Origin of the sequence: Paracoccus cavernae, assembly GCF_042430175.1 — a bacterium.
GTDB lineage: Bacteria > Pseudomonadota > Alphaproteobacteria > Rhodobacterales > Rhodobacteraceae > Paracoccus > Paracoccus cavernae.
In genome coordinates this window covers 27112-50894 of record NZ_JBHMDZ010000001.1, presented here as the reverse complement: position 1 = coordinate 50894, position 23783 = coordinate 27112, and the positions used below count along the sequence as shown (strand labels likewise).

Annotated in this window: 25 protein-coding genes; 17 read left to right on the top strand and 8 right to left on the bottom strand. The window is 63.9% G+C overall.

What is annotated here, in order from left to right:
• Positions 1-110: 110 nt before the first annotated feature.
• A complete protein-coding gene (locus ACFFUC_RS00255) occupies positions 111-848 on the top strand; it encodes an MlaA family lipoprotein (protein ID WP_377682443.1) in 738 nt (245 codons plus the stop codon).
• Entirely contained in the window at positions 838-1449 is a 612-nt protein-coding gene (locus tag ACFFUC_RS00250; RefSeq protein ID WP_377683579.1) for an MlaC/ttg2D family ABC transporter substrate-binding protein, read from the top strand. Before ACFFUC_RS00255 ends, ACFFUC_RS00250 begins: the two co-directional genes overlap by 11 nt.
• 96 nt (positions 1450-1545) lie before the next feature.
• On the opposite strand, the gene ACFFUC_RS00245 is transcribed toward ACFFUC_RS00250, so the two are convergent.
• The gene (locus tag ACFFUC_RS00245) at positions 1546-3957 is read right to left on the bottom strand and encodes a transglycosylase domain-containing protein (protein ID WP_377682441.1); all 2412 of its coding nucleotides are present in this window, start codon (positions 3955-3957) and stop codon (positions 1546-1548) included.
• A 213-nt stretch (positions 3958-4170) separates the two neighbouring features.
• A complete protein-coding gene (locus ACFFUC_RS00240; protein ID WP_377682439.1) occupies positions 4171-5172 on the bottom strand; it encodes a polyprenyl synthetase family protein in 1002 nt (333 codons plus the stop codon).
• A 74-nt stretch (positions 5173-5246) separates the two neighbouring features.
• Here ACFFUC_RS00240 and ACFFUC_RS00235 point away from each other — a divergent pair, with 74 nt between their 5' ends.
• From ACFFUC_RS00235 to ACFFUC_RS00225, 3 genes are all read left to right on the top strand, one after another.
• On the top strand, positions 5247-5453 hold the full coding sequence (locus tag ACFFUC_RS00235) for a putative signal transducing protein (protein WP_377682438.1): 207 nt from the start codon (positions 5247-5249) through the stop codon (positions 5451-5453).
• 70 nt (positions 5454-5523) lie between these two features.
• The gene (locus ACFFUC_RS00230; RefSeq protein WP_377683578.1) at positions 5524-6264 is read left to right on the top strand and encodes a tRNA1(Val) (adenine(37)-N6)-methyltransferase; all 741 of its coding nucleotides are present in this window, start codon (positions 5524-5526) and stop codon (positions 6262-6264) included.
• A gap of 69 nt (positions 6265-6333) precedes the next feature.
• Entirely contained in the window at positions 6334-6498 is a 165-nt protein-coding gene (locus ACFFUC_RS00225) for a YdcH family protein (RefSeq protein ID WP_377682436.1), read from the top strand.
• 123 nt (positions 6499-6621) lie between these two features.
• Here ACFFUC_RS00225 and phbB read toward each other — a convergent pair whose 3' ends face one another.
• The 3 genes from phbB to ACFFUC_RS00210 form a co-directional block, all read right to left on the bottom strand.
• Complete coding sequence (phbB, locus tag ACFFUC_RS00220) at positions 6622-7347, bottom strand: acetoacetyl-CoA reductase (RefSeq protein ID WP_377682435.1); 726 nt, start codon at positions 7345-7347, stop codon at positions 6622-6624.
• A 91-nt stretch (positions 7348-7438) separates the two neighbouring features.
• On the bottom strand, positions 7439-8614 hold the full coding sequence (locus ACFFUC_RS00215) for an acetyl-CoA C-acetyltransferase (protein ID WP_377682433.1): 1176 nt from the start codon (positions 8612-8614) through the stop codon (positions 7439-7441).
• 231 nt (positions 8615-8845) lie between these two features.
• A complete protein-coding gene (locus ACFFUC_RS00210; protein WP_377682431.1) occupies positions 8846-9673 on the bottom strand; it encodes an EAL domain-containing protein in 828 nt (275 codons plus the stop codon).
• A 94-nt stretch (positions 9674-9767) separates the two neighbouring features.
• Here ACFFUC_RS00210 and ACFFUC_RS00205 point away from each other — a divergent pair, with 94 nt between their 5' ends.
• A complete protein-coding gene (locus ACFFUC_RS00205) occupies positions 9768-10346 on the top strand; it encodes a DNA-3-methyladenine glycosylase I (protein ID WP_377682430.1) in 579 nt (192 codons plus the stop codon).
• Here ACFFUC_RS00205 and ACFFUC_RS00200 read toward each other — a convergent pair.
• Positions 10321-10866: a TlpA disulfide reductase family protein gene (locus ACFFUC_RS00200; RefSeq protein ID WP_377682428.1), complete on the bottom strand. Its 546-nt coding sequence runs from the start codon at positions 10864-10866 to the stop codon at positions 10321-10323. The genes ACFFUC_RS00205 and ACFFUC_RS00200 overlap by 26 nt on opposite strands.
• A gap of 21 nt (positions 10867-10887) precedes the next feature.
• Between ACFFUC_RS00200 and argH the strand changes: the two genes are divergently transcribed.
• The 5 genes from argH (at position 10888) to ACFFUC_RS00175 (ending at position 16762) form a co-directional block, all read left to right on the top strand.
• On the top strand, positions 10888-12288 hold the full coding sequence (gene argH, locus ACFFUC_RS00195) for an argininosuccinate lyase (RefSeq protein ID WP_377682427.1): 1401 nt from the start codon (positions 10888-10890) through the stop codon (positions 12286-12288).
• Entirely contained in the window at positions 12285-12431 is a 147-nt protein-coding gene (locus ACFFUC_RS00190; RefSeq protein WP_377682425.1) for an argininosuccinate lyase, read from the top strand. Before argH ends, ACFFUC_RS00190 begins: the two co-directional genes overlap by 4 nt.
• Positions 12412-12687, top strand: a complete 276-nt coding sequence (locus ACFFUC_RS00185; protein WP_377682423.1) for a DUF2834 domain-containing protein — start codon at positions 12412-12414, stop codon at positions 12685-12687. The genes ACFFUC_RS00190 and ACFFUC_RS00185 overlap by 20 nt, the downstream gene beginning before the upstream one ends.
• Positions 12687-13958, top strand: a complete 1272-nt coding sequence (gene lysA, locus ACFFUC_RS00180; protein WP_377682421.1) for a diaminopimelate decarboxylase — start codon at positions 12687-12689, stop codon at positions 13956-13958. The genes ACFFUC_RS00185 and lysA overlap by 1 nt, the downstream gene beginning before the upstream one ends.
• 143 nt (positions 13959-14101) lie before the next feature.
• On the top strand, positions 14102-16762 hold the full coding sequence (locus tag ACFFUC_RS00175; protein ID WP_377682420.1) for a DUF4175 domain-containing protein: 2661 nt from the start codon (positions 14102-14104) through the stop codon (positions 16760-16762).
• Between the two features lie 61 nt (positions 16763-16823).
• On the opposite strand, the gene ACFFUC_RS00170 is transcribed toward ACFFUC_RS00175, so the two are convergent.
• Positions 16824-17978: a zinc-ribbon domain-containing protein gene (locus ACFFUC_RS00170; RefSeq protein ID WP_377682418.1), complete on the bottom strand. Its 1155-nt coding sequence runs from the start codon at positions 17976-17978 to the stop codon at positions 16824-16826.
• Between the two features lie 133 nt (positions 17979-18111).
• Here ACFFUC_RS00170 and ACFFUC_RS00165 point away from each other — a divergent pair, with 133 nt between their 5' ends.
• The 6 genes from ACFFUC_RS00165 (at position 18112) to ACFFUC_RS00140 (ending at position 23040) form a co-directional block, all read left to right on the top strand.
• Positions 18112-18786, top strand: a complete 675-nt coding sequence (locus ACFFUC_RS00165) for a cell division ATP-binding protein FtsE (protein ID WP_377682417.1) — start codon at positions 18112-18114, stop codon at positions 18784-18786.
• Positions 18783-19709, top strand: a complete 927-nt coding sequence (locus tag ACFFUC_RS00160) for a cell division protein FtsX (RefSeq protein ID WP_377682415.1) — start codon at positions 18783-18785, stop codon at positions 19707-19709. The genes ACFFUC_RS00165 and ACFFUC_RS00160 overlap by 4 nt, the downstream gene beginning before the upstream one ends.
• Entirely contained in the window at positions 19709-20521 is an 813-nt protein-coding gene (locus tag ACFFUC_RS00155; protein ID WP_377682413.1) for a lysophospholipid acyltransferase family protein, read from the top strand. Before ACFFUC_RS00160 ends, ACFFUC_RS00155 begins: the two co-directional genes overlap by 1 nt.
• Positions 20518-21120, top strand: a complete 603-nt coding sequence (locus tag ACFFUC_RS00150) for an MSMEG_1061 family FMN-dependent PPOX-type flavoprotein (protein WP_377682411.1) — start codon at positions 20518-20520, stop codon at positions 21118-21120. Before ACFFUC_RS00155 ends, ACFFUC_RS00150 begins: the two co-directional genes overlap by 4 nt.
• A 226-nt stretch (positions 21121-21346) precedes the next feature.
• A complete protein-coding gene (locus ACFFUC_RS00145; RefSeq protein WP_377682409.1) occupies positions 21347-22282 on the top strand; it encodes an ABC transporter ATP-binding protein in 936 nt (311 codons plus the stop codon).
• On the top strand, positions 22279-23040 hold the full coding sequence (locus ACFFUC_RS00140) for an ABC transporter permease (RefSeq protein WP_377682407.1): 762 nt from the start codon (positions 22279-22281) through the stop codon (positions 23038-23040). Before ACFFUC_RS00145 ends, ACFFUC_RS00140 begins: the two co-directional genes overlap by 4 nt.
• A gap of 116 nt (positions 23041-23156) precedes the next feature.
• Here ACFFUC_RS00140 and ACFFUC_RS00135 read toward each other — a convergent pair whose 3' ends face one another.
• Entirely contained in the window at positions 23157-23684 is a 528-nt protein-coding gene (locus tag ACFFUC_RS00135) for a hypothetical protein (protein ID WP_377682405.1), read from the bottom strand.
• Between the last annotated feature and the right edge of the window lie 99 nt (positions 23685-23783).

The following is a 23783-nucleotide window of genomic DNA, read 5'->3' as shown; positions in this document are numbered from 1 at the left end:
GCCCAGAATTGCCCATAGCTCTATCCCATAGCCGAATTGGGCAACAGCCTGTTTTATGTGTGATTCGCACGCGACTTCCTTCATTCTAGCAACCGGAGGTTAGCAAATCCTTGCGCCACACCATTTTTGCGGTTCTCGCCCTTTCTGCCTGCTCCGGCGCCCCGGGGCCCGACGCGATCAACGACCCCTATGAGGGGATGAACCGGCGTTTCCATGCGTTCAACGCGGGTCTCGATTCCAATGTCGTCAAGCCGGTGACCTCGGGTTTCGGCAGCGAAAAGCCAGCGAAATCCCCAGATGACAAGCCAGGGATTGGAAGCCTCGCCTTGCAGGGCGTCGGCAATTTCGGCTCGAACCTGTCGCTGCCGGGCAAGGTCGTGAACCATCTTTTGCAGGGAAAGCCCGAGCCCGCGATCAAGAATACCTTCCGTTTCTTCGTGAATACGACCCTTGGTCTGGGCGGTTTCCTTGATCCGGCGACCGCGGATTTCGCCTTGCCCGAAAACGACACCGACTTCGGCGAGACGCTCGCGGTCTGGGGCGTCCCCGAAGGCGCCTATCTGGAGCTGCCGCTGATCGGTCCTTCGACCGAGCGCGACGCTTTCGGCAAGATGGTCGATCTCGGGATCGATCCGATGCGGCAGTGGCTCAACCGCGACGAATATCTGATCGATCTTGGTGCCCGCGCCGCATCAAAAGTCGGTCAACGGGCGCGTTTCGGCGATACTGTCGATTCCGTTCTTTACGGAAGTGCTGATAGTTATGCGCAGACCCGGCTGATCTATTTGCAGCACCGCCGGCACGAACTTGGAGAAGAGGGAGAGGCAATTGACCCTTATGCCGAATGAGACCCGTCGCGGTTTTCTCGGGCTGGTTGGCGCGGCCACGCTGGTCGCACTCAGCCCGCTCGCGGCGCGACCCGCCCTTGCGCTGAGTGCCGATCAGGCGCAGGCGATGATCCAGACCTCGGTCGACGAGGTCTATACCGTGATCAATTCGGGCAAGCCGTTGCCTCAGATGCTCGCCGAATTCGAGGTGATTTTCGCGCGCTACGCCGATGTCGACGTGATCGCGCGCTCGGCGCTCGGTCCGGCGGCACGTCAGGTCGGGGCGCAGGAATTCGCCGCCTACAAGACCGCGTTCCAAGGCTATATCGGCCGCAAATACGGCAAGCGCTTCCGCGAATTCATCGGCTCGAAAATCGAGGTGCAGGGCGCGAAAGCGGTCAAAAGCTTCTATGCGGTCAATTCGGTCGCCTATCTCAACGGCCGCGCGCCGATGCAGGTCGAATGGCATGTCTCGGACAAGTCCGGCTCGGTGCGCTATTTCAACATCATCATCGAGGGCATCAATATGCTCGCGACCGAGCGGACCGAGATCGCTGCGATGCTGGCGCGCCGCAAAGGCGATATCGCGGCTTTGACGGCGGATCTGCAGCAGGCCGGCTGACGCGCCCCGTTCGGCGCAATCACGGTTCAGGAATGAAAAAGGCGGGCCAAGCGTGAATGCTGGCCCGCCTTTTTCATTCTTTGCCGGGGAGGGGGCCTAATAGACGCCCTCGATCCCGCGAAGCGCGCGACTGAGCGCATCGTCTTCGGGTGGCGCGCCCATCTGTTCGCCGCCGCCATTGTCGGCGAAGCCTTCGGGCGTCATTTCCAGATCCGCACCGTTTCCGGCCTCGCCAAAGCCCGCACCCTGATCAAAGGGCGCTTCGGAGGAAATGGTACTGCCCTCGAAGCGCGGGGCCATGCCCTCGCCCTCTTGCGGGATCTCGTTCGGAACGGTGCCGATATCCGAGGTGCCAGTTCTTTCGCTGCCTGCCGAGGGATTGGGCTGGCCGAGCGCCTCGGAAAGGGCGGCAGCCAGCGGATCGGCGCTGCCGTCCGAGCCGCCCGCATTGATCACCTGCGGCACGGCACGGTCAGTGTCGGGGGCCCAGCCGCCAAGCGGTTCGGCCGGAAGACCGTCGTGGATCTCGGTCATGACGGCCTGCCAGATCTCGGCCGGAAGACCGCCACCGGTCACGCCCTTGAGCGGGGTGTTGTCGTCATAGCCCATCCAGACGCCGGTCACATATTGCTCGGTGAAGCCGATGAACCAGGCATCGCGGTAGCTCGAGGTGGTGCCGGTCTTGCCGGCAGCCTCGCGGCCCGCAAGCTTGGCGCGCCCGCCGGTGCCGTTCTGGATCACGGCCTTCATCATCTCGATCAGCTCGCCCGCCGAGTTCTGCGAGATCACGCGGGTGCCGATGCCCCCCGCCTGACCGATCAGCGGCTGGTCGTCGCCCTTGATGCGCAGCTCGATCAGGCCGTAGGGGCGCACGGCCGAACCGCCGTTGCGGATGCCCGCATAGGCGCCCGTAACCTCAAGCAGCGTCGATTCCGACACGCCCAGACCCAGCGACGGGCCGCTGGCCAGCGTGCTTGCAATCCCGAAATCCTCGGCCACGCGGCGCACGGCATCGCGGCCGGCGATCTCCTGCAGGCGGATGGTCGCGGTGTTGAGCGATTGGGCCAGCGCCGTCGTCAGGGTCACTTCGCCGCGGTATTTGCGGGTGTAGTTCTGCGGCGACCACGGGCCCGATCCGCGCACATTGATCGTCAGCGGCGCATCGAGAACCATGTCGTTGGGGCGGTAACCCTGATCAAGCGCGGCAGCAAAGACGAAGGGCTTGAAGCTCGATCCGGTCTGACGTTTGGCTTGGGTCGCGCGGTTGAAAACGCCCGACACACCGCCTTCGCGGCCGCCGATCATGGCACGGACCGCACCATCTGCCGACATCACCACCACGGCGGCCTGCACCTTGGAGCCTTTGGCGACCTTTTCGTCGAGGATCCGGTTCAGTGCCCGCTCGGCCGCGCGCTGCACGCGCTGGTCGAAGGTGGTCTGGATGGTGACATCCTCGGTCGTTTCCGAGGTCAGGAAGCCCGGCCCCGATTCCATCACCCAATCGGCGAAATAGCCGCCCGCACGGGCCGAGGCCGCGCGCGACAGAACCGCCGGATTTGCTTTGGCCTGCTGATAGGCCGCATCGTCGAGATATTTCTGCTCGTGCATCAGATCGAGAATCACCGAAGCGCGATCCTGCGAGCGTTGCAGGTCGGCGGTGGGGGCGAAATAGCTCGGCGCCTTGAGCAGACCGGCCAGCATCGCCGCCTCGGAGGGGGTGACGTCTTTGGCGGGCTTGTCGAAATAGCGCTGGCTGGCGGCCTCGAAACCGCGCGCGCCCGCACCAAGATAGGAGCGGTTCATATAGATGTTGAGGATCTCGTCCTTGGAGTATTTCGCCTCCATCGCGAGCGAATAGGGCACTTCCTTGATCTTGCGCCAGATCGAGGATTTGCGGCATTCCGCCTCGTATTCGGTTTCCGATTTCCACTTGATCGGATCGAAGGATTCGCCAAGGCAGAGCAGCTTCGAGACCTGTTGCGTGATGGTCGAGCCGCCGTTGCCCGAAAGCGCGCCGCGTCCCTGCGCGAGGTTGATCTTGATCGCGCTGGCGATACCCTGCGGGTCGACGCCGAGATGCATGTAGAAACGCTTGTCCTCGGTCGCGACCACGGCGTTCTTCAGCGCGGGTGCGATCTGGTCCGCGCTGACCATGCCGAAGGTCTCGCCGCGCCAGGCATAGACGCGTCCGTCGGTGTCGAGCATCGTGACGGAGCCGCGCGCGCGGCCGTCAAACAGCGCCGAAGCCTCGGGCAGGGTCGAGTAGAAATAGAAGGTCGCGGCCAAAAGGATGAGCGCGACGGTCAGGCCCAAACGCCAGATCGAGCCCCAGATCACCCGCCAGACCAGCGAGATCAGCCCGACGATGCCGCCCGAAACCGCACTGCCGACACCGCCGCCTTTACGCCGCGATTTCTTCGGCTTGCGGGGGGGCTTTTGTTTGGGCGCTTGCTCGGGGAATTGGCGCTTGTCCGCAACAATGCGGTTGTTGCCGGTCGGTTTCTTCATGCCTGCTTTCCTGCATGGCCGCGTGGATCCGGCCTTTGGAAAGGACATTACAGCAAGACGGGCAGGTTGAGAACCTGCCTGACCGAGAGGTGATGAACAGGTGATGAATGCGCGCGAAAATCGGCGGAGCCTTGCCGTTCGCGGGCTTTTCCCCGTGCAATCAGCGCCTTGCCTTGCGCGCCGAGGGCGTGGCCTGCGCCGAAACTGTCCGGATCAGGCGACGCGGGCAGTCACGAAATCGGCAAGATCGCTCAACATGTCGCGCAATTGGCTTTGCGGCAGCGCTTCGAGAGCGGCGCGGGCGCGGGCCGACCATGCCAGAGCATCCTTGCGGGCGTCTTCCAGAGCGGCGTGACGGTTCATGATGCGCATCGCCTCGTCGAGATCGCCGTCGCGCTGGTCGCCCTTTTCGATGGTACGCGTCCAGAAGGCGCGTTCGGCCTCGTCCGATTTCGCCACGGCCTTGATCACCGGCAGCGTCAGCTTGCGCTCGCGGAAATCATCGCCGGTATTCTTGCCGATCGTCTCGGACGCGCCGGTGTAATCGAGCAGGTCGTCGACGATCTGGAACGCGATGCCGAGCGCGTCGCCGTAATCGAAGAGCGCCTTGATCTGCTCTTCCGAGGCACCCGCGATCACCGCGCCGACCTCGGTCGCGGCCGAGAACAGCGCCGCGGTCTTGCCGCGCACGACTTGAAGATAGATGTCCTCGTTGGTGGCCAGATCCTGCGCCGCCGTCAGCTGGAGAACCTCGCCCTCGGCGATCGTGGCGCTGGCATTGGCGAGAATGCTCATGACGCGCATATTGTCGGTCTCGACCATCAGCTGGAAGCTGCGGCTGAAAAGGTAATCGCCGACCAGAACGCTGGATTTGTTGTCCCAGAGCAGGTTCGCGGTCGGGCGGTTGCGGCGCTGTTTGCTTTCGTCGACCACATCGTCATGCAGAAGCGTCGCGGTATGGATGAATTCGACCGTCGCGGCCAAAAGCTGGTGATGCGTGCCCTGATAGTCGAACAGGCGCGCCGCCGCCACCGTCAGAAGCGGGCGCAGACGCTTGCCGCCGGCGCCGATCAGATGCGCTGTGACCTGGGGAATGCGCGGGGCATGACGGCTCGACATCCGTTCGCTCAAAAGCGTACCGACCGCGTTCATATCGTCTGCCAACAGCTCCAGAAGCTGATCCAGCGGCTTTGCGACGTTTTCGTTCATACCCATCTGCGACCCCTTTCGCAGCCAGCAATTGCCACGGCATGGACAGTTTCGCAACCTCCGCTTAGTCTTTTGTCACGATGAAGGAAGTTCTGCGAACCACCAACCCCCTGCTTGTGACCCGCGCGGCCGATCTTTTGGCCTCGGAGGGGATCACGGCTTTTCCGCTCGACGAGCATATGAGCGTGCTCGAAGGCTCGATCGGGATCCTGCCGCGACGCCTGATGGTGGCCGATCGCGACCACTTCATGGCCTCCGCGATTTTGCGCGATCATGATATCCTCTGACGGTTTGGACACAGGCCTGACCGGCGGCGTGTCGGGCGGCCCTGAAGATCCGGCAGGCGAGGGCGCGACCCTGCGCTATGACGGCTTTCTGGGCGGGCGTTTGCGGATCGCGCAGCCCGTGGGCGGCTATCTGGCGGGAGCCGATCCAGTCATGCTGGCGGCCTCCTGTCCAGCACAACCGGGCGAAAGCGTGTTGGAGCTCGGCTGCGGCGCGGGCGTGGCGCTGCTGTGTCTGGGTTGGCGGGTGAAGGGGCTGGCGCTGTCGGGACTGGAGCTTCAGGAAAATTATGCCGATCTGGCGCGGCAGAATGCCCAAGCCAACGGGCTGAGCGCCGAGATCGTCACCGGCGATCTGGCGGATATGCCTTTGGTGCTGCGCCAGCGCAGTTTCGACCATGTTATCGCCAACCCTCCCTATTTTCTGGGCGGCACACCGGCCCCCGATCTTGGTCGCGGCACTGCGCGCCACGAGGCGACCGCGCTTGACCTGTGGATCTCGACCGCGCTCAAGCGGCTCAAGCCCAAAGGATGGCTGACCTTGATCCAGCGCGCGGACCGCTTGTCGGAGGTTCTCTGCGCGCTCTCGCCTCATGCGGGGGCGGTTACCGTTCTGCCGGTCGCGGCCCGCCACGGGCGCGATGCCGGTCGCATCATTGTGACCGCGCGGAAGGGCGCGCGCACTCCGCTGCGGTTGCTTGCTCCTTTCGTGATGCACGAAAAAAGCGAGCATTTACAGGATGGTGAGGACCTTTCCGCCGAGGCGCAGGCTGTGCTGCGCGAAGGGGCGGCGCTCGTTCACCCCGATGCTTAAATCCGGTGACAGAATCATGAAACTATGGTGAACTGATGAGGTTCGACTGGTTTTATGAAGGAGGACGACATGTCGGTTGCTTCCCATGTGGAGGAACTTCGCCGTAAACATCAATCGCTGGCGCTGGCCGTTGAGGCCGCGGAACGCTCTCCCAGCACTGATAACCTGAACATTTCGCAAATGAAGAAGGAAAAGATGCGGCTGAAGGAGGAAATCACCCGTCTGTCGCACTGATTACCGGCGACATTTGCACCAGATTTCAAACGCAAGATGTGAAGAGCCCGAATGTGAATGGCCCGCAGATTGCTGCGGGCCATTCTTGTTTCTGTCGGGCTTTTGTGCCCGGGGCACGGTGCCTTATGCGAAGAACTGCCCGCCGTTGGCCGAAATGGTCGATCCGGTGATGAAGCCGGCATCATCGGCGGCGAGGAAGACCACGGCGCGCGCGATTTCTTCGGGTTCGCCGAGGCGCCCGACGGGGATCTGCGGGATGATGCGCTCGTTGAGCACTTTTTCATCAATCGCGCGGACCATTTCGGTGCCGATATAGCCCGGCGCGATCGCGTTCACGGTGATGCCCGCACGCGCACCTTCCTGCGCCAGAGCGCGGGTAAAGCCGATATCGCCCGCTTTGGCGGCCGAATAGTTGACCTGACCGGCCTGACCCTTCTGGCCGTTGATCGAGCTGATATTGATGATGCGGCCGAATTTGCGGTCGCGCATCCCCGTCCAGACCGGCTGGGTCATGTTGAACAGCCCGCTCAGGTTGGTGTCGATGACCTCTTTCCACTGCTGGACGCTCATTTTGTGGAACATCGTGTCGCGCGTGATACCGGCATTGTTGACCAGAACGGCGACCGGCCCCAGCTCTTCCTCGACCTGTTTGATGCCCGCAACACAGGCGTCGTAATCGGCGACCGACCATTTATAGGTCTTGATGCCGGTTTCCGCGGTGAACGCGCGTGCGGCATCGTCATTGCCCGCGTAATTGGCCGCTACCGTATATCCCGCAGCATGCAATGCCTTCGAAATGGCAGCACCGATTCCGCGAGATCCCCCCGTAACGATTGCGACTTTGCTCATTATTTCCCCCTCCTAGAAAGATCAGCTCAGTAATTCAATTATCAAACAGGCCTCCCGCGCGCAACATAGTTGCGCACGGGATTATTCAAACTTAAGGGCGCTCGAGGCACATGGCGACGCCCATGCCGCCGCCGATGCAGAGCGTGGCGAGCCCTTTTTTTGCTTCGCGGCGCTTCATTTCGAACAAAAGCGTGTTCAGGATACGCGCACCCGACGCACCGATCGGGTGGCCGATGGCGATGGCGCCGCCGTTGACGTTCACGATCGACGGATCCCAGCCCATGTCGTTGTTGACCGCGCAGGCCTGTGCGGCAAAAGCCTCGTTCGCCTCGACCAGATCGAGATCGCCGACCGACCAGCCCGCTTTGGCCAGCGCCTTGCGGCTGGCGGGAATCGGGCCGGTGCCCATGATCGAGGGATCGACGCCCACCGTAGCGAAGGAGGCGATGCGGGCCAGCGGCGTCAGATTGCGGCGCGCGGCCTCGTCTTCGGTCATCACGAGCACCGCGGCCGCGCCGTCGTTGAGACCGGAGGCATTGCCCGCCGTGACCGAGCCGTCCTTGACGAAGGCCGGACGCAGCTTTTCCATGGCCTCGTAGGTCGCGCCGTGGCGGATATATTCGTCGGCGTTGATCTCGACCTCGGCCTTCTTGGATTTGACGATATAGGGGGCGATCTCGTCCACGAAGCTGCCGGCTTTCTGTGCGGCTTCGGCTTTGTTTTGCGAGGCGACGGCAAAGCGGTCCTGCTCTTCGCGCGAGATATTCCACTGTTTGGCGACGTTTTCCGCCGTCTGGCCCATGTGGTAATTGTGGAACGCGTCCCACAGCCCGTCGAAGATCATCGTATCGGTCATCTTCATGTCGCCCATCTTCTGGCCGGCGCGCAGATAGGCCGAGTGATGCGCGAGCGACATCGATTCCTGACCGCCCGCCGCGACGATCGTGGCATCACCAAGCAGCACCTGCTGGGCCGCGAGCGCAACGCTGCGCAGGCCCGAGCCGCAGACCTGGTTGATCAGCCATGCCGCCGATTCCTTGGGGAAGCCGGCGTTGATATGGGCCTGACGGGCAGGGTTCTGGCCATGGCCTGCGGTCAGCACCTGACCGAGGATCGTCTCGCTGACTTCGGCGGGATCGATGCCGGCGCGTTCGACGACGGCACGCAGGACGGCAGCGCCAAGATCATGAGCGGGGACATGTGCAAAAGCGCCCATGAAGCTTCCTACTGGCGTGCGCGCAGCAGAGACGATGACGGCCTTGGTCATGGATGGATCTCCTGTTTCTTGAAGGCCGATTGTCCGGCCATTGAAAGCAAGTGACCCTTATTGATGGCGCAACGTCAAGATCACGGCTCGCACCAAAGGCTGATTTGCCGAAATTGTCCCTGCTTGATCGTGCCGAAGGGCAGAGCGCGGCCCTATGGGGCGGCTGCACAGCGCACAGGATTTCACGTGAAGCCGTGCGTGAGCGCTCGAGATCTACCGGCTTCGGGCCACTCAGGAGCGGCGGGCGGAGGCTTCCGGAGAGCGCCAGGGCGGCACGATCGTCGGAGCGCCGAAATAGAAGCCCTGCATGCAGTCTATACCCATATCAATGAGATAGGCGGCATCTTCTGCGGTCTCGACCGATTCCGCGACGGTGAACATGTCGAAGTGATGGGCAATGCTTTGCAGCGCGCGCGTCAGGACCTGATTGTCGGGATGTTCGGAGATTTCGCGAATAAAGCGGCCGTCGATCTTGATCATGTCGAAGGTGAAATCGCGCAGATAGCGGAACGAGGTATAGCCCGCACCGAAATCGTCCAGCGCGAAACTGACGCCGTGGTCCTGCAACTCCGTCATGAAACGGTTCACGACATTGGGCATGTCCATCGCCGAGCTTTCGGTGATTTCGAGAATCATCCGCTCGGAGATTCGCGGATCCTGCGCCACGCCTTCGCGCAGGGTCTTGATCCACTCCGGATAGCCGATCGAGCGCGCCGACATGTTGATCGAGAGGCGCAACGCGGGTTCCTCGGCCAGAGCTTTCAGGCCGAGCGCGAGCGAGAGGCAGTCGATCTGGCGTCCGAGTTCGATGGTTTCGGCCTGCGGCATGAAATCCTTGAGCGGGATGAAACGGCCGGTTTCATCCATCACGCGGATCAGCCCTTCGTAGAAAGCGGGGCGGTTGGGACGTTCCGACTGCACCACCGGCTGAAAAGCCAGTACGGCATCGCGCCGCAAGACCGCGCGCTGGACCATTTCCATCGTTTTGCGCGCCTGCTGGTCCATTGCGAAATCCAGCGGAGAACTGCGCCCACCCGGCGGCGTGAGATTAATCGACATGACGGGACTCCTTACCAACTTCACGCAGACTGGAGGATGTTCCCTTAAAAGGCGTAAATGCGCAGAGCCTATCTGGATTCGAGGTTAACCCGATATGACGAAACGCTGCGACTGGTGCGGGACCGACCCGCTCTACACCGACTATCACGACACCGAATGGGGCGTGCCCGAATACGACAGCCGCAGCCTGTGGGAAAAGCTGATTCTCGACGGATTTCAAGCGGGTCTGAGCTGGATCACCATCCTGCGCAAACGCGATAATTTCCGCGAGGTTTTCGAGGGTTTCGACCCCGAACGGGTCGCGAACTGGGGCACCGCCGAGGTAGAGGCCGCGTTAAGCAATCCCGGAATCATTCGCCATCGCGGCAAGATCGAGGGCGCGGTCAGCAATGCGCGCGCCTATCTCGAGATCGAATCACGCGAGGGATTCTCGCCCTATTTGTGGGGATTCGTGGGCGGCAGTCCGATCCAGAACAGTTTCGCGACCATCGGCGAGGTGCCCGCCAAGACCGCAGAATCCGAAGCCATGTCGAAATCGCTCAAGAAAAACGGCTTCAAATTCTGCGGACCGGTGATCTGCTATGCCTTCATGCAGGCCTGCGGATTGGTCAACGACCACCTCACGACCTGCGATTGCCACGCGCCGGTCAGGGGGCTTGCAGCTCGCGGATGACCTGTTTGGCGGCCTCGCTCGACCAGTCGGCGCCGCCGATCAGACGGGCGCGCTCGTTGCCCTCGCGGTCGATGAGCACGGTCACGGGCATGCCCATGACCCCCATCGGGCGGGCGATCTGCTGCTTGGGATCAAGCAGGATCGGCAGATTGGAGACGCCGGTCTCTTCGAAGAATTTCTCGATGCCGGGCAAAGGGTTGCGGCCGGTGGCCAAGGCGACGACCACGAAATCGTCGCCGCCCATTTCCGCCTGAACCGCGTCGAGCGAGGGCATTTCCTCGCGGCAGGGCGCGCACCATGTCGCCCAGAAGTTCAGCATCACGACCTTTCCCGCATAATCCTGAAGCTGGTGCTCGCCGCCTTCGGGATCGTAAAAGACCGCATCGGTGACAGGGGTCGCCTCGGTCGCGGTCAGTTTGGATAGACCGTTGGCATGGGCGGCATCGAAGTCGATCTCTCCGGCCGTTGCGGCATTTGCACCGATAACCAGCGCCGTATAAAGCAGAAGAGAACGAAGCATGTGACCTCCGAAGGGTAGAATATGACCGAGCAGTCCGACAACTCCGCCAACGCCATGTGGGGCGGCCGTTTCGCCGCAGGTCCCGACGCGATCATGGAGGCGATCAACGCCTCGATCGGGTTCGACAAGCGGCTCTACGCGCAGGACATCCGCGGCAGTCGGGCCCATGCCGCCATGCTGGCTGCACAAGGCATCATTAGCCCTAACGACGAGAAGGCGATCGGGGAAGGCCTGCTCACGGTCTTGTCAGAGATCGAGGCCGGCGATTTCCCGTTCAAAACCGCGTTGGAAGACATCCACATGAACGTGGAATCGCGCCTCAAAGAGATCATCGGAGAGCCCGCAGGCCGCCTGCACACGGCGCGTTCGCGCAATGATCAGGTCGCGACGGACTTTCGTCTGTGGGTGCGCGATCAGGCGGATGCCGTGATCGCGGGTCTCGAGCAGCTCATCCGCGCCGCTTTGTCGCAGGCCGAAAAGGGCGCCGATTGGGTGATGCCGGGCTTTACCCATCTGCAAACCGCGCAGCCGGTGACCTGGGGCCACCATATGATGGCCTATGTCGAGATGTTCGGCCGCGACAAATCGCGTTTCGAGGATGCCCGCAAGCGCATGAACGAATCACCCTTGGGTGCGGCGGCTCTGGCAGGGACAAGTTTCCCGATCGACCGTCATGCCACCGCCGAGGCGCTGGGCTTTGACCGTCCGATGGCCAATAGCCTTGATGCGGTCTCGGATCGCGATTTCGCGCTGGAGTTCCTGTCCTCGGCTGCGATCTGCGCGGTCCATCTGTCGCGTCTGGCCGAAGAGCTGGTGATCTGGTCCTCGGCGCAATTCCGTTTCGTCACGCTGTCGGACCGCTTCTCGACCGGCTCTTCGATCATGCCGCAGAAGAAAAACCCCGATGCGGCCGAGCTGATCCGTGCCAAGATTGGCCGCATCCTTGGCGCGGCGGTCGCTTTGTTCGTCGTGATGAAGGGCCTGCCCTTGGCCTATTCCAAGGATATGCAGGAAGACAAAGAGCAGGTCTTTGACGCCGCCGACAACCTGATGCTGGCCTTGGCCGCCATGTCGGGGATGCTGACCGATCTGACCGCGAACCGCGACAAGCTGGAAGCGGCGGCGGGCTCGGGCTTCTCGACCGCGACCGATCTGGCCGATTGGCTGGTGCGCGAGGCGGGGCTGCCGTTCCGCGACGCCCACCATGTCACGGGCACTTTGGTCGCCATGGCCGAAAAGCAGGGGATCGACCTGCCGGATCTGACGCTCGACGAGATGCAATCGGTCAACCCCGCCATCACGCAGGATATCTTTACCGTTCTGGGCGTGCATAATTCGGTTGCCTCGCGTCAAAGCTATGGCGGCACCGCCCCCGATCAGGTGCGCAAACAGATCGCCCGCTGGAAGGACATCCTCGCATGAAGCTTCTGCCCTTGATCGCGCTTCTGGCGCTGGCCGCTTGCGGCGTCGACGGGCCTCCGATCTCTCCCTCGACCCACGAGACGCCGCCTCCGGGCATAGCGGTCAGCGGCGAGGCGCGGATCGGTGTCGTCTCTTCGCTCTGATCTGACGCCGCTCCGGCTGGTCTGGCTCGGGCTTGCGATTGCCGGTGCGGTGCTGGGGCTTTGGGCTTCGGGACCGCAGCCGGTGTCGGTGCGGCCAACCGAATGGCTGGCTATGGGCACTCTGGCCTTGTGGTGCCTGATCGAAACCTCGATACGGCGCAACTGGGCGGCGCTGTTCGCCTTGCCGGCCCTGTGGCTCGGCATCGGTTGCGCGCTGCCTCTCTATCTTTTCATCCGTTCTCGCAGGATCGCCTGATGGACCATTTCAACTATATCGACGGCGTCCTTTGCGCCGAGGACGTGCCGCTCACCAAGATCGCCGAAGCGGTCGGAACGCCGGTCTATGTCTATTCGACCGCCACGCTGACGCGCCATTTCCAGCAGCTCCAGAAGGCGCTGGACTGGACGGATCACCTGATCTGCTTTGCGGTGAAGTCGAATTCCAACGTCGCCGTCCTGAAGGTTCTGGCCGATCTCGGCGCGGGGATGGATGTGGTCTCGGGCGGCGAATATGCCCGTGCGAAAGCCGCAGGCGTTCCGGGCGAGCGCATCGTTTTTTCGGGCGTGGGCAAAACCGAAGAGGAAATGCGTCAGGCGCTTTCGGGCGGCATCCGCCAGTTCAACGTCGAATCCGAGCCCGAGCTGGACCGCCTGTCGCGCGTTGCGACCGATATGGGCCTCAGCGCCCCGATCGCGCTGCGCGTCAATCCCGATGTCGATGCCCATACCCACGAGAAAATCGCGACCGGCAAATCGGAGAACAAATTCGGCATTCCGATCGCCAAGGCGCGCGCCGTCTATGCCTATGCCGCGACGCTTCCGGGGATCAAGGTCGTCGGCGTCGACATGCATATCGGCAGCCAGCTCACCGATCTGCAGCCCTTCCGCGAGGCCTATACAAAAATGGCCCAGCTCACCCGTGATCTGCGCGCGGACGGCCACGAGATCATCCGCCTCGATATGGGCGGCGGCTTGGGCATTCCTTACCGCCGCGACAACAACGCGCCGCCTTTGCCGATCGAATACGGTCAAGTCATCCGCGAGACGGTTGGTGACCTCGGCTGCGAGATCGAGATCGAACCGGGCCGCAACATCTCGGGCAATGCGGGAATCCTGCTGTCTTCGGTCGTCTATCTCAAGGAAGGCGAGGGCCGCGATTTCCTGATCCTCGACGCGGCGATGAACGATCTGATGCGTCCGGCGATGTATGGCGCGCATCACGACATCGTGCCGGTGCTCGAACCTGCCGTTGCCGCCGAAGTGTCGGCTTTCGACGTGGTCGGCCCCGTCTGCGAGACCGGCGACACTTTCGAGAAGGGGATGGAGTTGAACCGCCTGTCCGAGGGCGATCTGGTCGCCTTCCGCTCGGCCGGTGCTTACGGCGCGGTCATGGCTTCCGAATACAACACGCGGCCTCTGGTCCCCGAGGTTCTGGTTTCGGGCGATCAATTCGCCGTCATCCGCGCCCGTCCCTCGGTCGAGGAAATCATTGCGCGTGATAGCATTCCCGCGTGGATGGCCGGATAAGGCCGGTTTTGCGGTGCTCTGGCCAAAGCTCCGGCCAAGGTCAGGGCCGCGGCAAGGCGGGGGCGGGCGCGGATAGCCGCGCTTGTTCCCCGCCCGAGGCCGTGGAATAGTCGCCGCAGACGTAAAAGGGGAATGCGCCGGGCATGAACGCTCCCGAGGATCACGCGAAAAGCCGCAATGCGGCGGCAGCCGACAGCCGCCGTGTCGCGACGGCGATCACGCTGACGCGGGCGGGGATGATCTGGGAAGAGCTTGCCCGCGCCTTCTGGCCGCTGCTGGTGGTGGTGGGGCTTGGGCTTGCCGCTTTGGCCTTCGGCCTGACCTCAGGACTTTCGCGCAATGCTTTGCTGGCGGGCCTCGTGTTCGCGGGGCTCGCGCTTGCTGCCAGCGCCGGTTGGGGTCTGTGGCGCTTTCGCCGCCCGAGCCGCGAGGCCGCCCGCGCCCGCGTCGATGCCACCCTCGAGGGGCGTCCGCTTTCGGCCCTGCGCGACCGTCAGGCCTTGGGCGGCGAGGATGCGGGCTCGCTCGAACTGTGGCAGGCCCATCAGGCGCGGATGCGCGCGGGCGCAGAGCAAGCCAGCCCCATTCCCCCCGATCCCCAGCTTGCACGGCGCGATCCTTTCGGGCTGCGTCTGGTCGGGCTGACGGCGTTGGCCATGGTCATGGTCTTCGCGCCTTCGGGCCAGATCGGTCAGGGAATTGCGGCGCTCGGCGCGACTTTCCGGCCCTTACCGCAACAGGCCCCCACCGTCGAAAGCGGCCCCGGTTGGGAAGGCTGGGCCCAGCCGCCCGCCTATACCCGCCGCCCGACGATCTATCTCAATGCCCTGCCTGTGGAGGATACCCTCGTCCTGCCCAAAGGCAGTACGATCAGCTTCCGCCTTTACGGCGATGATGCGGCCGTTTCGCAAGATATCGGGCCCGCGCTCGCTCAGGACAAACCCGATCCGATGGCGCCCGCCTTCGTTGCGGAACAGGATGGGGTGATCACCGTCTCGGGGCGGCGCTTTGCCGTTACCGTCCAGCCCGACGCCTTGCCGGTTGTCTCGGCCGGAGCACAGCCGACTCGGCGCGCGGACGGGCGTCTGGTGCAGGAATTCACCGCCAGCGACGACAACGGTATCGCGGCGGGCAAGGCACTGATTTCGCTGGATCTCGGCGCGGTTGACCGCCGCTTCGGTCTGGCGGTCGATCCCGAGCAGCGCGAGGAGATCGCGCTTGATCTGCCCCTGCCTGCGACCGGCACGCGCAAGGATCTGCGCGGGCAGCTGGTCGCCGATCTCTCGCGGCACCCGTGGGCGAACCTGCCCGTGGTTGTGCGGTTGCAGGTCCTCGACGGGATCGATCAGGAGGGCCAATCCGAGCCGATGCATACGATCCTGCCGGGGCGGCGTTTCTTTGACCCGCTTGCCGCCGCGCTGATCGAGATGCGGCGCGACCTGATGTGGTCGCGCGAAAACCGCATCCGCGGCGCCGAGGTTCTGCGCGCGGTGACATGGCAGCCCGAGGGCGCGATGGACGAGACCCTTGTCATGGGTCTGCGCGGCGCGATTTCGACCCTCGAGGCGGGGCCGCTCGACGACAAGGCGCGCGATGCAATGGCGCAGATGCTGTGGGATGCGGCGATCGCGCTGGAGGATGGCGGGCTATCGGATGCTCTGGCGCGGATGAAACAGGCACAGGAACGTCTCTCGGAGGCGATCCGCAACGGCGCGAGCCCCGACGAGGTCCAGCGCCTGATGGAAGAGCTGCGCGCGGCCACCGACGCCTATACCGAGATGCTCGCGCAGCAGGGACAGGATCCCTCGCAACGCTTCGACCGCTCGCCGCAGCAAAACCGCCAGCAGGTCACCGGCGACCAGATCCAGCAGATGATGGACGAGATCCAGCGCCTGATGAACGAAGGCCGCATGTCCGAGGCGCAGGAGTTGCTCGAACAGTTCAACCGCATGATGGAAAACCTCCAGATCTCGGAATCCGAGGATGCGAACGGGGTGGGGCGTCGTCCGATGAACCGTCTTGCGGAAAGCCTGCGCGACCAGCAGCGTCTTTCGGACGAGATCATGCGCGATCTTCAGAACCAGTTCATGCAGGACCCCTTCGGCCAGCAGCAGAACGGCGAGCAGCAGGGCGGGGAACAGCAGGGCAGCGAGGGCCAGCAGGGCCAGCCGCAGCAGGGCCAACAGGGTCAATCCGGCCAGCAAGGACAGCCGGGCCAGCAAGGACAGCCGGGCGGCGAGGGCAGCTTTGCCGACCGCCAGCGCCGTCTGCGCGAGGCTTTGGGTCGCCAGCGCGGGCTGTTGCCGGGGCAGGGCACCGAACAGGGCGATCAGGCCGGACGCCAGCTCGATCAGGCCGGTCGCGCGATGGAAGAGGCCGAGCAGGCCCTGCGCGACGGCGATGCGGTCGGCGCGATGGAGCGGCAGGCCGAGGCCGTGCAAGCCATGCGCGAAGGCATGCGCGCTTTGGGCGATATGATGGCCGAGCAGCAGGGTCAGCAGGGCCAACAGCAACAGGGCCAGCAAAGCGGTCAGGCTCAGGACGGCCCCGAAGGCCAGAACGGCGATCCGCAGGGCCAGCGCGGTCTTGCGCTGCCCTATTCGCGCCAGCCGGGTACCGATCCTCTGGGCCGCCAGCGCTCGGGTCAGGGCAACAATATCATCGGCGACGGGGCTCTGCCCGAAGGGCTCGATCCGCAGCAACAGGCGCGCGGCGTGCTCGACGAGATCCGCCGCCGTCTGGGCGATCGCGAGCGCAGCGAGGACGAGCGCGACTATCTCGGGCGGCTGCTGGAGAAGTTCTGAGCGCGGAAAAGGGGGCAGTCAGAGCCGCCCGCCGAGCGGAGCGCGTTTCGGGCGACCCGTATCAGGCCGCGCCGAAGAGGCCCGCGATCTGGTCGCGCAGCCAGAAGCGCGCCTGATCGATCATCTGGTGCCATTCCATCATCCGCGCGCCGAATTCGCCCTGACCGGCGAGGCGGGGGGCGAGGAAGTAAAAGGTCACCGCCAAAAGCATCAGCATGACCGCAATCGCAAAGCCGGTCCGGTAGCCGGCGGCACCTGCGGGAATGTCGTCCTCGGTGACGGTCGCGGGCAGGAAGTGGCGCGGGCCGTGGGCGGGCGGCTCTTCGGTCGGGGCCTGCGGCGCGGGAGCTGCTACTGGTGCGGCGTTCGCGCTTGCGGCGGTCGTATCGGGCAAGGCTGCCGCAGAGGGTTTGGTGTCGGCGCCTGCGCCAATTTCCATGTATGGCTGGTCGGGCGGCAGATCGACGGGTTCGCTCGGCGCGAACAGGTCGCGGTCGCCGACCTCTTCCTCGGTATCGCCGGGCAAGGACCAAGTGTCGTCATGGGATGCGCCGCCAGAGCGGTGCACGACTTTATCCGCCAGCCTTTCGGCTTCTGCCGGCTCCGGAGCGGGCGCGGGCTGGCTTGGCGCATGAAGCGTCGCCGCGAGCTTTTCGGCATCGGGCAGGACCAGCGGCGGGACGTGATAGGCGGGCGCTTGGGGTTGGGGGTGGTCCTGCGGTTGCGGCGCGGCCAGTTCGGGGCCGGTCACGGTCGTTGCCGGCCAGTCGACCAGCGGGAAATCGAAGGCTTCGCCCGCATCTTTGTCATCCGCGGCCGTGCGGTCCTCGGGCTGGTCGCGCTCTTGGGGGCCGGCAGCGGCGCGGGGCGTGCCCTCGCGGTCGGCCTCGCGGGCGCGGCGCTCGAAATCGACCTCGTCTTGCAGGATCGAAAGGACCGAGGCGCTCAGCTGCCGGTTCAGCGGACGGGCCTGTTGGTCGGCGGCGGCATCCTGCGCTGCGCCTGATCGGGAATCCGGCTGGAAACTGGGTTGAAAGCTGGGCTGGAACGCGGCGGGCGGGCTGCTGGGTTGGAAGCTCGGCTGGAATGCGGCTTGCGCGCCGGGCTGGAACCAGACCTGTCCGCAGGCCGAACATTCGACATCCCGTCCCTGAGGCGGCACCAGCGCATCGTCGATTTCATATTGCGCGTCGCAGTTCGGGCAGGTCAGCCGCATCGGTCTCTTTCCGTTTCTCGAATCGGCGCGTGATTCCGCAGAGTTGATTTCACTGGCGTCTCGCCTTCGCCGCCAAGCTGTTCTATCAAGCGACATCCCCCGCGCCAAGAAGCACGGGGAAAAGGAGGTGATCGTGATCGAAATGCAGGGTGTGTCATTTGGGTATCACGGCGGAGGCGAGTTGCTGACGGATATGTCGCTCAGCCTTCAACCGGGATCGTTCTATTTCCTGACCGGGCCCTCCGGTTCGGGAAAGACCACATTCATGCGCCTGTGCTTTGCCGATCTGCTGCCGACCAAGGGCGTGCTGACGGCCTTCGATCAGGATGTGACCACGCTTGGCCGCGACGGGATTGCCGCTTTGCGCCGCCGTGTCGGGGTTGTCCATCAGGACCCGCAATTTCTCGATCACCTGCCGGTTGCCGAAAACGTCGCGCTGCCTTTGACTGTTTCGGGCCAGCCCATCGACATGGACGAGCTGCGCCAGTTGCTGGTCTGGGTGCAGATGACCAGCCATGCCCGCGCCATGCCGCCCGAACTGTCGGGGGGCGAGCGCCAGCGCGCGGCTTTGGCCCGCGCCGTCATCCTGTCGCCCGATCTGATTTTGGCCGACGAGCCGACCGGCAACCTCGACTGGGACATGTCGATGCGGCTGTTGCAGCTGCTGGTCGAGCTGAACCGCTCGGGCAAATCGGTGCTGATCGCCACCCATGACCTCAACCTGATCCGCGCCGCCAAGACGATGGTTTCGGCGCGCGTGCTGCGGATCGCGGGCAAATCGCTGCAACTGGCAGGAGCGGATCTGTGAAGAAACCCGATCTGAAATCGCTGGATCTCGCGGCTCTGTGGCGCAGCCTGATGCGCTCGGACGGCGGCATTGCCGACCGTGTCGTGCCGCCGACGGGTTTCACCGCGCAATTGACGCTTTTCTCGGCGGCCGCAATGGCCTTTCTGGCGGTTTTCGCGCTGGCTCTGGCGCTGGCCACCGGCCGTCTGGCCGAGCGCTGGTCGGAATCTCTGGCCCAGACCGTGACGATCCGCGTTTCGGCCCCCGCCGCCGAAATGGAGCAGCAGACCTCTGCCGTGCTCAATGTGCTGAAATCGACCCCCGGCGTCACGGCTACTGCCGTGGTCAGCGACGAAGAGGTCGAGAAGCTGCTCGAACCGTGGTTCGGTCCCGATGTGCCGGTCGATGCTTTGCCGGTGCCCAAGCTGATCGAAGTGACCCAAACCGCCGATTTCGATTCCGAGGCGCTGCAGCTGCGTCTTCAGGCAGAAGCACCCGGTGCGGTGGTCGATGACCATACCCGCTGGCGCCAGCCGCTGGTCAGCGCTGCCGGCCGTTTGAAACTGCTGGGTATTTTCTCGCTCTTGCTGATTGTTGCGACCTCGGGCGCGATGATCACCCTTGCCGCCAAAGCGGCATTGGCCGCCAACGGGCAGGTCATCCGTGTGCTGCGCCAGATCGGTGCGCGCGACATTACCATCGCGACCGCCTTTGTGCGCCGCTTTACCCGCCGCGCGGCGACGGGGGCGGCAATCGGAACGGCTGTCGCCATGCTCGCTATGCTGCTTTTGCCGGGGATGGATCAGGCCGGCAGCTTCCTCACGGGGCTCGGCTTCCAGGGCTGGAGCTGGCTTTTGCCGTTGCTCATTCCGGTGATCTGGGCTGGGATCGGCTTTCTGGCCACCCGTTGGGCCGCGCTGAAAATCCTGCGCGAGGTGCGGTAATGGCCGCGCCCGACCGACCGGATCAAAAGCGCCGGATCGCCGACCACCGTGACCGTTACCATCCGCGCCAACACGGCATCCTTGCCTGGCCGCGCGCGATCCTTTTCTACATCTGGATCGCGCTGGTAACCTTGGTCATGGGGATCTTGTGGTTTCCGGTCGTGATGCTGACCCAGATGGGCGCGCATCGTCTGGGCGTCGCCTGGTCGGGGCAATTGTTGCTGGCGGCGCGCGTCATCCTCGGCATCCGTGTCGAAGTTCGCGGCACGCCGCCCAAAGGCGAATGCATCGTCGCCGCCAAGCACCAGAGCTTTCTCGACATTCTCGCCATCGCCAATTCCGTGCCGCAATGCGCCTTCATCATGAAGCGCGTGCTGCTTTATGTGCCGATCATGGGCTATTTCGCGCGCAAGGCAGGCTGCATCCCGATCGACCGCTCGCGCGGTTCGGATGCGATGAAGCAGATCGGCGCGGAGATCCGCATCGCGCAGGCCCGTCCCGAAGGGCTCGGCCAGCTCGTGATCTATCCCGAGGGCACCCGCACCCAGCCCGGCGAGAAGCGCAAATACAAACACGGCGTAGCAGTGGTGCGCGGCGATACCGGCCTGAATGTGGTGCCGGTCGCGGTCAATTGCGGGGTCTTCTGGCCGAAAAAGGGATTTCCCTTCCGCTCGGGGGTCTCGATCATCGAATTTCTCCCCGAAATCGGACCCGAGAGCGATCATGCAACCTTCATGTCCGAGCTATATACCACCATCGAAACCGCAAGCGATGCGTTGCTTGCCGAAGCAGGGGGCGTGACGCGATCATGAAATGGCTGACCGGCGAGGATCTGTCGGGGATTTACGGAAACCCGGGGGCTGCGGCGCTGGATAAGGTCACGGATCACATCACCCCCGATTACCGCACCATGCTCGAGGCCTCGCGTTTTTGCGTGCTGGCGACCTTCGGCCCGCGCGAGGTCGATGCCAGCCCGCGCGGCGACGATGGTCCGGTGGCGCGGGTGCTCGATCCCAAACATGTCGCCATCCCCGATTGGCGCGGCAACGACCGCATCGACAGCCTGCGCAATATCGCGGCCGACGGGCGCGCGAGCGTGATGTTCATGATCCGAGGCTCGAACAATGTGCTGCGTGTGCGCGGCATGGCGCGGGTGACCGATGATGCCGAGCTTTGCGGCAGCTTCGCGCGTCAGGGCAAGGCCCCGCGCACGGTCGTCGTCCTTAGGGTCGCCGAGGCTTATTTCCAATGCGCCCGCGCGGTGATGCGGGCGGGGCTTTGGGCGGGGATCAGCGATGCGGAGGGCCAGCCGAGCGCCGGCGCGATCCTCGACCGGCTGAGCGGGGGCGCGTTCGACGGGGCGCGTTACGATCAGGACTGGCCCGAACGCGCCGCGAAAACCATGTGGTGACGGGCAGGGCGCTTTGCCTGCCTTCGCGGCGCAGATCTGCCGCGCGGACCACAGTCATTGGCAACCCTTTAGAGGTTTGTCTTGCCCCGATGCTTTGGTAACGCTATCTGATCTGCCCCGAGAGGCGCCGCATGCCGCTTTGGCCCCAGCCCGTCAGGAACGGTTATGGGGCGGGCGAAGATGGCCTGCGGCAAAGCCTCGGACGCGAGGCAAGGAAGGAAGTCCCATGACCCCGATTGTCGAAGTCGATCACCTGAGCAAGCGTTACGGCAGCGGCACCTTTGCGCTGAACGACGTGAGCCTGAACATCAACGAAGGCGAGATCCTCGCCTTGCTCGGCCCCAATGGCGCGGGCAAGACGACGCTGATCTCGACGATTTGCGGGCTGGTCTCGCCCAGTTCGGGCACGGTGCGGGTCGGCGGCCACGACATCCGCAAGGATTGGCGCGCCGCACGCCGCCTGATCGGTCTGGTGCCGCAGGAAATCGCGCTCGAGCCTTTCGAGAAGGTCATCGATTGCGTCCGCTTCACCCGCGGCCTTTACGGGGAGGCCCCCGACGACGCCTATCTCGAAGAGGTGCTGCGCAGTCTGGCGCTATGGGACAAGCGCGACGCCCGCACCCGCGAGCTGTCGGGCGGGATGAAGCGGCGCGTGCTGATCGCCAAGGCGCTGTCGCACCGCCCGAAGGTCCTGTTTCTCGACGAGCCGACGGCGGGGGTCGATGTCGCCTTGCGCCGCGAGATGTGGCTGGTCGTCGACGAATTGCGCAAGCGCGGCGTCACCATCATCCTGACCACGCATTACCTTGAAGAGGCCGAGGAAATGGCCGACCGCATCGGGGTGATCAACAAGGGCCAGCTGATGCTGGTCAAACCCACTGCCGAGCTGATGGGCGAATTCGGCAAGAAGCAACTTACGGTCGATCTTTATGAGCCGCTGAGCGCCCTGCCTGCCGATCTCGATCCCGAGGTCGCCGAGGCGCTGGTGCTGTCGGCGGACGGGCTCCATATCACCTATTCCTACGACACCCGCGCCGAGCGCACCGGCATCGCGCGCCTTCTGGCGGGCCTGAGCGCGCGCGGTGTGGCAGTGCGCGATGTCGGCACCAAGGAATCCTCTCTCGAAGAGGTCTTCATGTCGCTTCTGGAGGGCGCAGAATGAACTGGCTCGCGGTTCGCGCAATCTATGCGCATGAAATGAACAGGTTTTTCCGAACGATCTGGCAATCGGTGGCCTCGCCGGTCCTGTCGACCGTGCTTTACTTCGTGGTCTTCGGCGCGGCGATCGGCGGGCGGATCCAGACGGTCGACGATGTGCCTTACGGCGCCTTCATCGTGCCGGGTCTGATGATGCTGACGGTTTTGCAGCAATCGGTCTCGAATGCGAGTTTCGGCATCTACTTCCCGAAATTCTCGGGCACGATCTACGAATATCTCGTCTCGCCCGCCGGCTGGATCGAGGTCACCGCAGGTTTCGTCGGTGCCGCCGCCAGCAAGGCAATCCTGATCGCGGTCATCATCTTGCTCACCAGCTTCTGGTTCAACGGCGTCCATATCGCCCATCCGGTCTGGATGCTGGTCTTTCTGGTCCTGACCGCCGTCAGTTTCTCGCTTCTGGGCTTCATCATCGGGCTTTGGGCGAAGAATTTCGAGCAGCTCCAGATCGTGCCGATGATGGTGATCATGCCGCTGACCTTCCTTGGCGGGGCCTTCTATTCGGCCTCGATGCTGCCGCCCTTCTGGGAAAGCGTCGCCAAGCTCAATCCGGTGCTTTATCTCGTTTCGGGGTTCCGCTGGTCGTTCTTCGATATGGCGGATGTGCCGGTGATGTCGTCGCTGGTTGCGGTGACGATCATGCTGCTGATCTGCCTTGCGGTGATCCGCTGGATTTTTGCCACGGGCTGGCGGCTGCGCGAATAAAAGCACCCGCTTTTCCGGCGGCATGAAAAAGGCCCGCGCTTCTTTCGAGGCGCGGGCCTTGTCTTGGGAAAAGGCTGCGGGAAAGACCGCCTGCAGATCCGGTGGCCGCCGCGTGCCTAGCGGCAAAGCTTGGTTTGGGGGTCAAGCCGGACATATTCCTTGGCGGTGATCTTCTTGATCTCGAGCGAGCGCTTCCATGTCTCGTTCCAGCGCGCCAGAATGCCGTTGCGGTAGTAAAGCGCCATGATCTCGTCGACGCCGGGCGGGATATAGGTCGTGTTGGGAATGCGCGGCGCATGGAAGCCCACCACTGCCCCCGGACCAAGACAGGCATTGGGCAAAGTGATGAAAAGCGTGCAGGCCGAGCCGCAATAGCCGCGGACCTCGACCCGCCCGCCCCAGCGTTCCAGCTCGTTGCGGCGCTTGATCGCGCGCATGACATTGCCGCCGCGGTTGTCGCGGATGACGACGACTTCGTTGCGCGACTGCGGCACGAAGAGCATCGTGAAATTCGGATCATGAGCGGGCGTCGCCGGCGGTTTTCGGGCCGTGCTCCCCCCGTCCGGAACGCAGCCGGTCAGGGTGGTCAGGGCCAGAAGGACGATCAGTCCGGCGGTGCGAAGCGGGTGCAGGTTAACTTTCATCAAGTCAGCATGCCGCGACTTTTTTGACTTGGGAAGGCACTATCGTGCGAGCAACGCCACGCTTTGTCTTGTCACGACTTCCGGCTGCGTTATATGCGC

Bases quoted from the DNA above. Each gene is read 5' to 3' on its own strand.
- ACFFUC_RS00250 (WP_377683579.1), top strand. From the start codon at position 838: ATGCCGAATGAGACCCGTCGCGGTTTTCTCGGGCTGGTTGGCGCGGCC.
- ACFFUC_RS00245 (WP_377682441.1), bottom strand. From the start codon at position 3,957: ATGAAGAAACCGACCGGCAACAACCGCATTGTTGCGGACAAGCGCCAA.
- ACFFUC_RS00240 (WP_377682439.1), bottom strand. From the start codon at position 5,172: ATGGGTATGAACGAAAACGTCGCAAAGCCGCTGGATCAGCTTCTGGAG.
- ACFFUC_RS00235 (WP_377682438.1), top strand. From the start codon at position 5,247: ATGAAGGAAGTTCTGCGAACCACCAACCCCCTGCTTGTGACCCGCGCG.
- ACFFUC_RS00225 (WP_377682436.1), top strand. From the start codon at position 6,334: ATGTCGGTTGCTTCCCATGTGGAGGAACTTCGCCGTAAACATCAATCG.
- phbB (WP_377682435.1), bottom strand. From the start codon at position 7,347: ATGAGCAAAGTCGCAATCGTTACGGGGGGATCTCGCGGAATCGGTGCT.
- ACFFUC_RS00215 (WP_377682433.1), bottom strand. From the start codon at position 8,614: ATGACCAAGGCCGTCATCGTCTCTGCTGCGCGCACGCCAGTAGGAAGC.
- ACFFUC_RS00210 (WP_377682431.1), bottom strand. From the start codon at position 9,673: ATGTCGATTAATCTCACGCCGCCGGGTGGGCGCAGTTCTCCGCTGGAT.
- ACFFUC_RS00205 (WP_377682430.1), top strand. From the start codon at position 9,768: ATGACGAAACGCTGCGACTGGTGCGGGACCGACCCGCTCTACACCGAC.
- ACFFUC_RS00200 (WP_377682428.1), bottom strand. From the start codon at position 10,866: ATGCTTCGTTCTCTTCTGCTTTATACGGCGCTGGTTATCGGTGCAAAT.
- argH (WP_377682427.1), top strand. From the start codon at position 10,888: ATGACCGAGCAGTCCGACAACTCCGCCAACGCCATGTGGGGCGGCCGT.
- ACFFUC_RS00190 (WP_377682425.1), top strand. From the start codon at position 12,285: ATGAAGCTTCTGCCCTTGATCGCGCTTCTGGCGCTGGCCGCTTGCGGC.
- lysA (WP_377682421.1), top strand. From the start codon at position 12,687: ATGGACCATTTCAACTATATCGACGGCGTCCTTTGCGCCGAGGACGTG.
- ACFFUC_RS00175 (WP_377682420.1), top strand. From the start codon at position 14,102: ATGAACGCTCCCGAGGATCACGCGAAAAGCCGCAATGCGGCGGCAGCC.
- ACFFUC_RS00170 (WP_377682418.1), bottom strand. From the start codon at position 17,978: ATGCGGCTGACCTGCCCGAACTGCGACGCGCAATATGAAATCGACGAT.
- ACFFUC_RS00155 (WP_377682413.1), top strand. From the start codon at position 19,709: ATGGCCGCGCCCGACCGACCGGATCAAAAGCGCCGGATCGCCGACCAC.
- ACFFUC_RS00150 (WP_377682411.1), top strand. From the start codon at position 20,518: ATGAAATGGCTGACCGGCGAGGATCTGTCGGGGATTTACGGAAACCCG.
- ACFFUC_RS00145 (WP_377682409.1), top strand. From the start codon at position 21,347: ATGACCCCGATTGTCGAAGTCGATCACCTGAGCAAGCGTTACGGCAGC.
- ACFFUC_RS00140 (WP_377682407.1), top strand. From the start codon at position 22,279: ATGAACTGGCTCGCGGTTCGCGCAATCTATGCGCATGAAATGAACAGG.
- ACFFUC_RS00135 (WP_377682405.1), bottom strand. From the start codon at position 23,684: ATGAAAGTTAACCTGCACCCGCTTCGCACCGCCGGACTGATCGTCCTT.